General features: G+C 45.0%; 7 protein-coding genes. 3 read left to right on the top strand and 4 right to left on the bottom strand.

Translation table 11 applies throughout. The annotated features are described in order from the left end of the window. The 3 genes from MKY14_RS00615 (at window position 1) to MKY14_RS00605 (ending at window position 3,274) form a co-directional block, all read left to right on the top strand. Window positions 1-1,101 (top strand): mandelate racemase/muconate lactonizing enzyme family protein, encoded by a 1,101-nt coding sequence (locus tag MKY14_RS00615; RefSeq protein WP_076124972.1) that lies wholly within the window; start codon window positions 1-3, stop codon window positions 1,099-1,101. 17 nt (window positions 1,102-1,118) lie between these two features. Beyond that, on the top strand, window positions 1,119-1,961 hold the full coding sequence (locus MKY14_RS00610; protein ID WP_076301282.1) for a sugar phosphate isomerase/epimerase family protein: 843 nt from the start codon (window positions 1,119-1,121) through the stop codon (window positions 1,959-1,961). 152 nt (window positions 1,962-2,113) lie between these two features. Next, window positions 2,114-3,274 (top strand): glycosyltransferase family 4 protein, encoded by a 1,161-nt coding sequence (locus MKY14_RS00605; RefSeq protein WP_076305947.1) that lies wholly within the window; start codon window positions 2,114-2,116, stop codon window positions 3,272-3,274. On the opposite strand, the gene MKY14_RS00600 is transcribed toward MKY14_RS00605, so the two are convergent. From MKY14_RS00600 to MKY14_RS00585, 4 genes are all read right to left on the bottom strand, one after another. Next, on the bottom strand, window positions 3,246-3,710 hold the full coding sequence (locus MKY14_RS00600; protein ID WP_232061246.1) for a DUF2269 family protein: 465 nt from the start codon (window positions 3,708-3,710) through the stop codon (window positions 3,246-3,248). The two genes, MKY14_RS00605 and MKY14_RS00600, sit on opposite strands and share 29 nt — an antisense overlap. Window positions 3,711-3,859: 149 nt before the next feature. Then, window positions 3,860-10,048 carry a rhamnogalacturonan lyase family protein gene (locus MKY14_RS00595; RefSeq protein ID WP_340975497.1) on the bottom strand — a complete coding sequence of 2,063 codons (6,189 nt, stop codon included), beginning with the start codon at window positions 10,046-10,048 and terminating at the stop codon, window positions 3,860-3,862. A gap of 360 nt (window positions 10,049-10,408) precedes the next feature. Further along, window positions 10,409-10,957, bottom strand: a complete 549-nt coding sequence (locus MKY14_RS00590) for a GNAT family N-acetyltransferase (protein WP_340975495.1) — start codon at window positions 10,955-10,957, stop codon at window positions 10,409-10,411. Window positions 10,958-11,105: 148 nt separating this feature from the next. Further along, window positions 11,106-12,941: a UbiD family decarboxylase gene (locus tag MKY14_RS00585; protein ID WP_340975493.1), complete on the bottom strand. Its 1,836-nt coding sequence runs from the start codon at window positions 12,939-12,941 to the stop codon at window positions 11,106-11,108. Window positions 12,942-13,007: the final 66 nt, after the last annotated feature.

Raw genomic sequence — 13,007 nt, 5'->3', positions numbered from 1 at the left:
ATGTCTCTAATTAAAGAAGTTATTACGGAGTACTATCGTATCCCTTTGCCAGAAATCATGGAGGATGCTAAACATGGCTTGCATACTCATTTTGAAGTTCCCATTGTCAAAATTAGAACGGATGACGGTCGTGAAGGTGTAGGTTATACCTATACTGGCGGATTTGGCGGCAAAGCGATCTGCTCACTAATTGCTAATGAATTAACACATATCTTAGTTGGCAAAGACGCCAGCTGTGTGGAAAGTATCTGGGAGCAGATGAACTGGGGAATACATTATGTTGCTCGCGGGGGCTTGGCTAGCTTCGCCATTGCGGCATGTGACATTGCTTTATGGGATTTACGTGCAAAGAAAGCAGATGAACCTCTCTACAAACTTCTGGGTGGCGCAAGCAATGAGGTCAAATGTTATGGTGGAGCGATTGATTTAAACTTCCCATTAGAAAAGCTCCTGCGCAACAATCAAAAATACTTAGATATGGGCCTCCAGGCTGTCAAAATTAAACTAGGCCAAAAAACATTAGCTGAAGATGTGGAACGAGTGGCTGCGGTACGCCAATTGGTCGGCCCGGATGTAGCCTTTATGGTCGATGCCAATATGAGCTGGAGTGTGGAAAAAGCGATAAAAGCCGCACGTGAATTTTTGAAATACGACATTCTCTTTTTAGAAGAACCAACGATTCCGGAAGATTATGCCGGCTATGCACGGATTGCTGAAGAAACAGGAATGGCCGTTGCAGGCGGAGAGAACTTGCGCACATTAACCGAATTCCATCACATGCTGCAATATGGTCATGTTGATTTTCCTCAACCTGATGCTTCCAATATAGGCGGGATAACGGGCTGGTTAAAGGTAGCTCACTTAACACAAGCCTATAACCTTTCTGTTTCCACACATGGGATGCAGGAATTGCACGTTAGTTTGTTAGCAGCTATGCCAAATGCAGGTTATCTCGAAATGCATAGCTTCCCTATCGATCAATACACTACACGTCCGCTAGTGATTAATAAAGACAATGGGATGGCAGTTGCGCCAGAAGTAACGGGCACTGGTGTTACCTTTGACTGGGACAAATTAGCACCTCACAAACAACAATACTAATAGGAGCGATCGGTCATATGAGCATTCCCCTTCAACTAGGTGTTCGAGCACATGATTTCACACAAGTTCCATTGCAAGAGTTAATTGAGAAGATTAAGTCCTATCATTTCACTCATATCCAGTTCGCACTTAAGAAATCTTTTCCTGATAGTGCCCCTAGCCTGACGGCTATAAGCCCTGGAACAGCCAGCTATTATGGCAATGCCTTTAGACAGGCAGGTATTCAGATTGCGGTTCTGGGCTGCTATGTAAATATTGTAGACACCGATCCTCACAAACGGGCGCAAGCGTTAGCCGCATTTAATACCCATCTGCGCTTGGCCCGGGATTTCGGCGCTAGTCTGGTAGGTACGGAAACCGGAAGTGTGGGACTTGGGTATACCACAGATAATTTTACAGAAGAAGCCTTCCAAGAGGTGGTGGCATCAGTTAAGGCCATGGTGGCGGAGGCCGAACGTTTTGGTGTGACGGTAGGAATCGAAGCAGGACTTCATCATCCGCTGTACACCGCGCCCTTAACCCGCCGACTTCTGGATGAAGTCCCTTCTAACAATCTTCAGGTCATATTGGATTGCGCAAATCTAATGTCGCCTACAAATTACTTGCATCAAGAAGCTATTATTACGGAGGCTTTGAAGCTTCTAGGAAATCGAATTGCTGTCATTCATTTAAAAGACTTTATCGTCCAAGAAGGAGCCATAAAAATAGTCCCTGTAGGTCAAGGGTGGCTAGAGTTTGAGCCGATCCTTCGTTATATGAAATATGAACGTCCTCATATTCAAGGAATCCTGGAAAGCACTCCTGAGTCACATTTAGGAGAAAGCATTACCTTTTTGCAACAGATATACGAATCCTTGTAGGGCTTCATCCCATTAAAACTAATAAATCCACTGCACACCTCTTTATCTTACCTGGTGCAGTGGATTTTTATATTCTGTTTAACATCCGTTTGACCTCCATCAAATAATCGCCTGTTATGATCAGGGCATCAAGAGTACCTGGGAGGGGTTCCATGCGTCTTGCTTTATTCACGGACACATTTCTTCCGCAAACCAACGGAGTTTCACGTACGCTTCAACGATTAACCACCCATTTGAAAGAGCGCGGTATTGAACATCTGCTTTTCTCACCAAAATCTGCTCCTGAAGACAGTTATGCCGATCCCATACGTCCCATTACCAGCATCCCCTTTTTCTTATACCCTGAATGTAGACTCGCACTGCCCAATATGTCCTCTATCCAATCAGAGCTGAAAGCTTTTCGTCCCGATCTGCTTCATATGGCAACTCCGTTCAATATCGGTCTCTGCGGCCTTCGTTATGCGCGCAAACATGATCTGCCCCATGTCGCCTCCTATCATACCCATTTTGACCGCTATCTTGAATATTACCGGATGAAAAAAATCGCTCCGCTCTATTGGAAATACATGAAGTGGTTTCACCGCTCCTGTGATGCCACCTTTGCACCATCCTACGAAACCCTCGATTCCCTCCAAGCTCAAGGCTTTCATCGCCTGAAGCTATGGTCCAGAGGCATCGACTGCCAGCAGTATACCCCCAAAAAACGCAGCCATGAGGTCCGTGAGCGCTACGGAATTACCGCACCGTTACTGCTTCTATATGTGGGAAGAATCGCCCCTGAAAAAGATATACAGACGCTTGCTCTCGCCATGCAGCAATTGCCCGAATCTACGCAATCTCAGGTTCATTGGTTGGTCGTTGGAGACGGTCCCCTTCTGCCGGAAATGCGGGCACAGGCGCCGCATAATGTCACGTTTACAGGCTATAAACATGGTGACGAGCTTGCCCAATTATATGCCTCAGCGGATCTATTCGTCTTCCCTTCCAGTACAGAAACCTTCGGTAATGTTGTCTTAGAGGCTATGGCCTCAGGACTGCCTGTCCTCGCAGTAAATGAAGGTGGGGTGAAGGATCTGGTCACACCCGGCCGCACAGGAATGATTGTCGAGCCCCGCTGCCCGGATGCTTTTATTCGTGAGATTTGTGCATATGTAGAGCACCCTCAAAAGCTAGCTGCTATGGGGCATGAAGGCCGACAGCTGGCACTCGGCCGCTCTTGGGAGAATATTTTTGATGGACTCATCCGCGATTATGAAGAGATCATTGAGAATAGGCGTTATGATCTTATACCGGCTTTACTACCATTAATATAATAATGACGATAGTAAGTACATGAACTGCCGCTTCTAGCGGAGCGATCTTGTTCATAGCGGTAGTGTAACCATCAGGAATTTCTTCCCCTTCGCTGGTCATTACGAGCTGGGTTAGCTTTTTCAATCGGGGCTCAACCATTCCAATAATAATCACTTCGATCACGATAAAAAATAATAACGACAGATTTAACCACAACACCGACAAGCCCATTTTATCTATGATCATTAACAAAATACCTGTAACGATCAGGGTGATCCCACCTGTCTTAGGGAATCTGTTTATTTTCTTCATAAGACCAAATACAAAACGAAGCTGACTACCTGTCTTGGCTGAGCTTGTCAGTATTGGCAGCACAAAAGCTGGTCCAATTCCCACTATGGATGCTATAACATGTATAACTACCACAAGCTTTGAGATCATATGCGTCAAATCCATATTTACAATCCCCCCTATCATTCGTTGTTTAGATTCATATGAGGCTGATAGGAGAATTAGTCTTGCAGAATTCTTTAAATCTTAGATAATCTTAAAAAAGCGCCTAGCCGGATATTACCGACTTAGGCGCTTTTTTAACAAATATTCAGTTATTTTACCGTAACTTTCATGATCGCACTCTCATTTACCCCTTGATCATTCAACAGTTCAGCCCGGTATTCATAGATGCCTGGAGAACGGTTAGTGATAGAAGTAGAAGCCGTTTGTGCGTTTGGGGTGCCCGCTGTTAAAGTCTGAGTATCGATCAGTATTCCGTTCTCATACAAGCGATACTCTTTGCCGTTCGTCCCCCACCATAAATTCATAGTCACTTTATACTCTCCATCGCCATCCCAGTTGTCATTGGACAACACCGGCTTAGCTGGTGCAGCATCCTTCACGATAACCACATGAGCAGCAGACACCGTTGTGCCAAAAGAATTGGTTAGCTCAGCCGTATAGGTGTAGGTTCCGTTTTCTTTTCCGGTAATATTAGTCACTGCAGTCTGTGCAGCTGGGGAATCATCACGTAAGGTTTGCGTGTCGATTAAGGCACCGTTCTCATATAGCTTGTAGACCGTACCATTATTGCCCCACCACATATTCATTGTGATTTGGTAATCCCCGTCCAAAAGTCCTGTATCCTGCCCATTATTATTGGATAGAACCCATTGCCCCGGAACACCTGTAGCCTTCTGAGGTCCACTTACGAACACAATCACTTGTTCTGTCGTCGAAAGTCCAGCGTTATTAATGGCTGTTGCGATGAACGTATGCGCTCCCGCAAGCCCTGTGAGTGGAATCTCATCTCCATAAACGACAGGTTTACCATCAAAAGTAATATCCAGACTGCGAATACCAGACTCTGGATCTTCCGCTACGACCTGCACCTTCAATACATCCGTTTCACTCATTTGAGCAGAAGGTAAACCAGAAATCGTAGGTGGTGTAGTATCTTCAGTTTCTCCCGGTGAGCCTACATATTGAATTTTTGGAGCCGCTGGTTGTTCCATCCCTTCACCAAGAAAGAATCCAGGGTGCGGAGGTTGATTATAGCCTACATTTTGCCAAGCTACTGCCAGGCGGTAGATCGGATCATGCATCAATGTGCGAATACGATAATCTGTCATATCCGTTGTTGTGTAGATCTGTAGTTCAGAACTGTCCGTTGCCCGCCAGATCACTTCTTCACGCCAATCCCCGAACAGATCTGCCTGCAAGCTTGGATTCGCCTTGGTGCCATTATTTGAAGAAGCACCTACAGCCGTCAATAAGTTAACTGTTGTCTGATTGGTATAGTCCCACTTATCCACTCGATTCGCATCCAGTAATTCACGTAAAAGATCACCATCCCACCAAATACCAAAATTCGTGGAGGAAGGCAGTTTTTTAGTGATTAGTTCCCCTTGCGCACTGTATAGGCCCGTAACAGGTATATGCTCCTCATTGGTGATCGTTGCAGCCCATACCTCTTCGCCAGCATATCGCGGATCAATATCTGCTGACATTCCCCGTCCAGTATCAATCCCCGTGAATACACCCCATAATATTTCTCCTGTAGCTGCATCACGCATTTCAATCCCATACTTCGAATCGGTATGCTCATGAACATCAAAGACTTCCAGCCCGGGTCTGGTAGGATCAAGGTCCCCGAAATGAATTGCATCACCATGGCCAAGCTTTGTATTATACAGCGGCAATCCGTCATCGTCGATTGCCATCGCGCCGAAGGTTATTTCGTCCTTGCCGTCGCCGTCCACATCGCCTACAGAAAGATTGTGGTTTCCTTGACCAACATAGTCTCCATATCCTTCATCATTAGAATCGAAACGCCATACTTTCTCGAGCTTGCCCTCGCGATAATTGTAAGCTGCAAGTACGGTTCTAGTATAATAACCGCGGCTAAAAATCACGCTTGGCTGCTCGCCGTCTAAATAAGCTACAGCTGCCAAAAAGCGGTCTACACGGTTACCATAGGTATCCCCCCAAGCGCCAACATCTCCACGTGGCGGATCATAATCAACGGTATCCAATGCCCGGCCTGTTGCCCCTTCGAACACAGTTAAATATTCATTGCCCAGCAGCACATAACCCGAACTGTTACGATAGTCTGCACTGGCATTGCCGATGACTTTTCCTTGACCGTCCACTGTGCCATCTGCCGTCTTGATCATAATTTCGGCACGTCCATCACTATCCAGATCATATACCAGGAATGGAGAATAGTGTGCGCCGGCACGAATATTAGGCCCTAAATTAATCCGCCATAAGCGAGTTCCATCTAATTTATAAGCGTCCATATAGACAAGTCCAGTATACCCAGCTTGAGAGTTATCCTTGCTGTTCGAAGGTGACCACAACATGATGATTTCAAATACACCATCACCGTCCAAATCACCTACACTTGCATCTCCCGCACTATACGTATACGGTTGACCATCCTTGGTGTAATCATCTGCTGGCTTTTGCAAAGGGATCGATAGATATTGCTTCTGCCATACGCTGAATGGTTCCGAAGCAGATTTCTCGACTCCATTGATTACTGATGTGATTCTATATTTGGCATCCTCCGTGCCTTTAGTATCGAGATAGTTCGTGTTTTGAGTAATCAACGAATCATTAAGTTTCTTATCGCCACGATAAAGATTGAATCCTATCGTTTCCGGATCCAGACCTAACATCCGCCAGCTGATATAAACACCCTCATCTGTCTTAACCGCTACAGGCGCACGATCCAGCGCCTCCATCTTCCGGTATAATGTTGTCACCGCTGAGGTTTCCAACGTAGCGGATAGATCAGAGATGCCGCCTGCATTTACCGAGGCTACTTTGTAATAGTAAGGAATGGTAGTCAGAACGGTCGTGTCTGTGTACGAAGCTTCGAATGATTTGCCGATCAGGATGAACTCACTGTCTGCGGATTTCGCACGATAAATGTTGAACATCCGTGCATCCGGTACCTCATTCCAAGTAAAGGTCACATCATTTTTGTTCGTAGAATGTACAGCTAGACCACTAGGTACGGCTGCTTTTGCTACGGAGGGGTCAATCATAGACACTTTTAGCGCATTGGAGCCTACGGATTCCAGTCCCGTGCTGTCGACCGAAGTTACCGTATAGATATATTCCATACCAATATCCGCAGTGGTATCTGTGTAGAGCGGCTCTGTTGTTTCGCCCAGCAGCTCTGCACTATTCGCAACCGTAGCCTGACGATATACACGGTATTTCAGCGCACCCTCCATACTATCCCAAGAAAGATTAGCAGTGATAGGCTCACTGTTTAAATCCAGGCTACCCAGTTTCAGATTCGTTGGGGCTAATAATAACGGTGTGATCTCCAGCCCATTGAGATGAGCGGTTGTGCCACTAAAGACAAGATTCATCTGCCCGTCTTTGACAGCAATCTGGTTATACAGCTTCTCAGCAATATTTTCCTTACCTGAGGAGACTGTTCCGTAATCTTTGCCTTCAATGGCTACATTCGTCTTGGCAGATCCAATCCAATCTCCTGTATAGGTCTTAACAGAGTAATAACCATTGGGTAAATCAACTTTGAATTCATACGATCCTCCAAAATAAATCACAAAATCTCTGCGCAGATCGTCCGTCGCATTTCCCCGATCCCGATCAATCATCCCTGCACTCGAGGTCAAACCATATCCACGTTCTGGGGTATACAGGACATTCACATTCACTTCCGTATAACCCGCAGCAACGGGTGAACCAACAGGTCCAAAATCATAACGATACTGGGCGGATTTCGTAGTCAGCTTCACTTCATCTGAAGGCTCAGACTCTCCTAGCCCGTTCACTGCAGTCACTCTTACCGAGTAGCTTTGACCTTCAACCAACCCGCTTAATGTCAATGAAGGGACAGTTGAAGTTCCCGCTAATGTATAAGCAGATTCGGCTTCTGCCGCTAGCTTACGATAGATTTTATAGATATCTGTACCTTCTACTTTATTCCATTTCAGTACTGCACCTGCATTACTGATACTCCCAGCTACAAGACCTTCAGGCTTCACAGGCACCGTTTCCGGCTGTTTGATGTCCTGCACAAAGCTGGAGAGTGGAATATTTAATTCCCCTATTCCTTTGGCCAGCAGACGGGCCATTTGAATGGCTCCGTATTCTTGAAAGTGAGTATCGTCTGTCGAGCCATTTGGGAAAGCACCATATATCCCTGCATCGAGGTGAAGGAATACAGAGCGTGTAGCTGCAAAACCGATAGAATTGTAAAAAGCTACACTGAGTGCGCTAAGATCGACCAAATCAACATCAAGTTCACTTGCTACCTCTTTCATAGCCTGCACATATTCTGGAAAGCTCACATTGAATTTTTCGCTCGCAGCATTATAATCTCTGCGCCCCATGGGGGTCACCAGAATCGGAGTTGCTCCTCTTTGCCTAGCTCCATTGACATATGTTTTTAAATAAACTTTGTAATCGGCTGGAGAAGCATATCGGTCTGGAACGCTAATCGTTGCGTCATTATGACCAAACTGGATCAGGAAATAGTCACCCGGTTGGATCTTACGCAGCACTTCATCCAGCCTTCCCTCGACAATAAATGACTTAGAGCTGCGGCCTCCGATAGCGTGATTCTTAAACGTTACTTCCTCGCTAAAGAAATCAGGAATCATTTGTCCCCAGCCTGCCTGTGGTATCCAATAAGGATCATAAGTCTGCACGGTTGAATCACCCGCAATATAAACTGTTGGCAATTCATTAGCAGGACGGTCTGGCTGCTTAGTAATCACCAGTGCATTGATATTTGGCTTAGTGCCAGAGAACACCAAGTTCATTTGTCCATCCACCAAAGCGATGTCAAAGCTCATTTCCAAATACTGGCCTGCTGTTTTGCTCGTCTGTTGAACTTTTTGAATGGATTCGACTTTGATGCCAATCTCTGTATCTCCGGCGCTGTCACCAGCGATAAGTGACACTGTATAATCGCCATTCGGTAAATCTACATTAAAAGTTGCATCCTTAGGGACCACAAAATCTGATCGCAAAGGATCTGAGGTTCCTCGGTCTACCCCAGTTACTTTCGATATATCTGTAAATCCATATTTAACCTCAGAGGAATAAGATACCCCTGCATCTACCTTAAGATAACCTTCAGCCACAGCACCCGGGCCAAAATCAAAGGAATAAACATCCCCTTCTGGCAAAGTTCCAGGAGGCGAATACACAGCGCTTTCCACCATGTTAGATAGCTCTGATTCGCCTTGGTCATTGGCTGCCTTCACCCCATAATATTGCCGTTTTGAGGTGTCCGCTGAGGCATCCGTAAATGTCGTCTTCTCTGACTGACCAATCTCATGGAATGTTCCATCTGCTGAATCAGACCTTAAGATCGTATAGCGGCTAGCTCCAGCCACACTGTTCCAATTCAGTTGAACAGAACTTACACCAACACTGACAATTGAAAGACCGGTTGGTGCTGCGGGAACCTCTACCCCCGGAATTTTGTCTACGGTCACAGATGCGCTCAAAGCAGACTCCTCACCCTTTCCATTTACAGCTGACATATTGTAAATGTAACCACTCCCTTCATTTACATCTGAATCCACGTAGCTGTTAGCAGCAGCTTGACCTATGGCTTGAAGGGTTCCACTAGGAAGAACCGTTCGATAAATATTGTAATAGACTGCTTCTGTCACGCTGCTCCACCCTAGAGATACCTCAGTGGGAGTGATATTATGAACCACTAATCCCTCAGGGGCTTTCAATGGACCTGGTACAATCTGCTGAATAATTAGTCCATTTAAATATCCGCCAACCCCTGTACCCGTAATGCCGACGGTCAGTTGACCATCTTGAACAGTCGTCCGGTAGGTAGCTTGATTTACAGCTTGCTTGCTGCTTATCGACCCAGCCGTGCTACCTTCCAAAGTAATCGTAGTTTTGGTTGTACTTGTACCCGCTAGTAAATCTCCTGAGTATACAGTCACATCGTAATCCCCATTAGGAAGATCCACCAAAAAAGAATAGGACAGTCCCAATACAAAATCGTTGGTCATATCGTCTCCACCCGAGCGATTCCTCGAAGCAACCGCCTGATCTAAACCATACCCTAGCTCATTCGTATATAATTCAGATTCATGCACGCCTGTATAACCACTCATAACAGGACTTGTTGCTGTTCCAAAATCATATTGCAAGGTTATTGGGCCTGAAGCTGCACTGGCCTGTTGCCCCCCAAATGTTGTAGATGGAAGTATTGATGAACAAATGAAGATCCACGACAATAACACCATAAATATTTTATTTCCAAGTTTATTCCTCTTCATCTTCCGTGCTTCACCCGCTTTCTTATGATTGAAAGAACTTAGTACGCATCTAGCCCCGTTGTAGTAAACGCTTACAATAAGCTTCGTTGTCATTCGTTCTTCAAATATAAGTTCACTTCGTGCGCGTATCCCCTCCTCTTTGCTCAGGCAGCTGGATGGTAGCTGATTCCAGTTTCACTCATATCCAACACGATACTACCACCTAAGTGTCACTCTGAACATTTAAAAAACAGATTTTATCATACACTAAACCGTTCAATTTCTTCGCCTATAGTTATAAAAACCTACGATTTGGGAAGAAGTTAGGACAGAAGAATCAGTGAGGGGACACCCGCTTTTGAGATCACGACAACAGTTTTGCTATTCCTTCATCCTTAACCATTCGCTTCTGAGCAATCCATAGGAATAAGTATCATGCCAGATTGGCTCTCCATTACTATCATATTTAAAATAACCCGTCTGCAAAAAATGTCCTTCTCGACGAAGCTTCAATCGTTCAAGCAGTTTCCATGAGCGTGTATTTTCGGGATCACAGTTCGCAATCACACGTCTCATTTTCAGATTATCAAAGCCATAGTTTAACAATTGATTACAAGCCTCTGTAGCATACCCGCTTCCCTGAAAATCAGGGTTAAAAATATATCCAAATTCCCAAACGCCAAAAACCTTTGGTTCGCTCGCTTGAAAATATAAGTTGCCGATCATTTTTGTCGTAGATTTAAGACAGACTGCCCAAAAAGCACGGTCCGATGACCGTCTGAGCGCCTCAGTGCGAGATTCATCTGCATTAAACACGGAATAGGGCTCATATTTCACAACACTTTCTTGCGACAAATATTCATGAAGGTCTTTCCAATCCTCTGCTGAGAACCTTCTAATCCATAAACGTTCGGTTTCCATAATTTCCATCAGAACAACACTTCCCCAATATTAATAGTAAATATATACCATACACCCCATAATACCCCTATTCCTTTTTTATTTCATATGAGCAAAATCATTTCACAAACAGCAAATAGGCCTCCTTGGATTCCCAAGAAGGCCTATGAATGTTTCTCTATATCTTAACTCTGCTTAAACTGCCACCTGACGCAAATAATCGTTCGATATGCTTCTGAACGGTTGGGTCCGGGATCAGTGGCGGGGCTTGATGGGGTTTTACCCGAGCATCAATAATCACGTTATCACAGGACCAATGTTTATACTCAGTAGAACTGTTCACTCCATAGATATCATGAGATGGATTACTGCGGGTGAATGTCGCCCATAGGAAATTGTCGATCTTTTCACTCAAAAACTCACTATCATCACACAAAATAATCATTGGGCAAGAAGGAAGTGACCCTTGCTCCTGAATAGCTTCACTAAGCTTGTTCATTTCCAGTGCTGCTTCAGCGTAGCTTGTGAATTTAGCGCCTTGAAGGGCAACAAGACCAGGCATTACCATTCGTGCATGTTCAAATCCATGTAATTCTTTCAGCAGGCCTGGCACCTCTGTACATAGCTCTCTTTTCTTATCCCCTACTGCTGCGAAGATCACTTTACTTCCGCTGTTTAATCCTGTGCCGGAATAATCAAGTGTATCAATCGTGGTATTGGTATAGAAATGAATATCTCTATGAAGATTAATCCGCTCTAAGATATACGTCAAGAAATCCTCGATATTATGTGTGCTGATAGGCTGATTCTCTTCTGCTGTAATAAACAAAAACTTAGCTAAACTAAGCTGACCCGTCCCTAAAATCCGGTTAGCAATGGTCAGAATTTCCGCTGGCTGTTTTACTTGCTGATAAGGCGTATAACGTTCACTGCCAATGGCGAACAGCAGGGGATGAACACCCGCAGCATCGACTGCATGAACTTCTTTAACGCCCGGAATTTCTTGGCGGATAGCCCCACCTGTCAGCTCGTGAATTAACTCACCAAACGCGGTATCCTCTTGTGGCGGCCGGCCGACAACCGTAAATGGAAAGATTGCATTTTTTCTGGCGTACACTTTATGTACTCTCATTACTGGGAAAGGGTGAACCAAGCTATAATAGCCTAAATGGTCGCCAAAAGGCCCCTCCGGCTTCGTCTCACCAGGGTGAATTTCACCTGTTATTACAAAGTCCGCATCATTGCTGATACAATAACCATCCACATAGCTATAGCTGAAATGGCGTCCTGAAAGTAATCCTGCAACGATCATCTCACTCATTCCCTCAGGCAAAGGCATAACCGCCGATAAAGAGTGAGCGGGTGGTCCACCGATAAAACAACTTACTTTAAGCGGTTGTCCTTGGCGGTTCGCTTTTTCCTGATGTACGCCAATGCCGCGATGAATTTGATAATGAATGCCCACTTCTTTATTTAATTCATACTCATTTCCAGTCAGCTGCACACGGTACATTCCCAGATTGGAATTCATAATGCCCGGCTTGTCCGGATCTTCTGAATACACCTGCGGCAAAGTTACAAAAGCACCACCATCTCCCGGCCAATGTGTGATTAGCGGAAGATCAGAGATACTAATTTCCTGAAAACCGCTTGGCAGACCCCCTGGCTTTTTAATCGGCAATGCTTTTCTCGCGGATAATCCGGTACCAACATATTTAAATGGATTTTTGAGTGCTTTTACGGGATCGTTGCGAAGGGCAATTACGTTATGTGTGGAGTCCCAAGTACGCCGAAAGATAAACTTACTGCGCTCTATCGTTCCAAAAAGGTTAGATACGGCCCGAAACTTCGAGCCTTTTACATTTTCAAATAATAATGCAGGTCCACCAGCCTCATAAACCTTTAGGTGAATCGCCGCCATCTCTAGATAAGGGTCCACTTCTTCATGAATACGAACTAAATGTCCGTGTTTCTCTAAATCATTAACACACTCTTCTAAATTGCTATATTTCATTTCATTACTCCGATCTCTAGAAGGTTATTACAAGATTACTTGGATGCTTTAATTATACCCTGTAAG

Origin of the sequence: Paenibacillus sp. FSL R5-0887 (assembly GCF_038002305.1) — a bacterium.
Lineage (GTDB): Bacteria > Bacillota > Bacilli > Paenibacillales > Paenibacillaceae > Paenibacillus_AQ > Paenibacillus_AQ odorifer.
The sequence above is the reverse complement of the archived record's forward strand: the minus strand, read 5'-3'. Positions and strand labels throughout refer to the sequence as shown.

Excerpts from the sequence above, each read along its gene's own strand:
- MKY14_RS00595 (WP_340975497.1), bottom strand. The coding sequence starts at position 10,048 with ATGAAGAGGAATAAACTTGGAAATAAAATATTTATGGTGTTATTGTCG.
- MKY14_RS00590 (WP_340975495.1), bottom strand. The coding sequence starts at position 10,957 with ATGGAAATTATGGAAACCGAACGTTTATGGATTAGAAGGTTCTCAGCA.
- MKY14_RS00585 (WP_340975493.1), bottom strand. The coding sequence starts at position 12,941 with ATGAAATATAGCAATTTAGAAGAGTGTGTTAATGATTTAGAGAAACAC.
- MKY14_RS00605 (WP_076305947.1), top strand. The coding sequence starts at position 2,114 with ATGCGTCTTGCTTTATTCACGGACACATTTCTTCCGCAAACCAACGGA.
- MKY14_RS00610 (WP_076301282.1), top strand. The coding sequence starts at position 1,119 with ATGAGCATTCCCCTTCAACTAGGTGTTCGAGCACATGATTTCACACAA.
- MKY14_RS00615 (WP_076124972.1), top strand. The coding sequence starts at position 1 with ATGTCTCTAATTAAAGAAGTTATTACGGAGTACTATCGTATCCCTTTG.
- MKY14_RS00600 (WP_232061246.1), bottom strand. The coding sequence starts at position 3,710 with ATGGATTTGACGCATATGATCTCAAAGCTTGTGGTAGTTATACATGTT.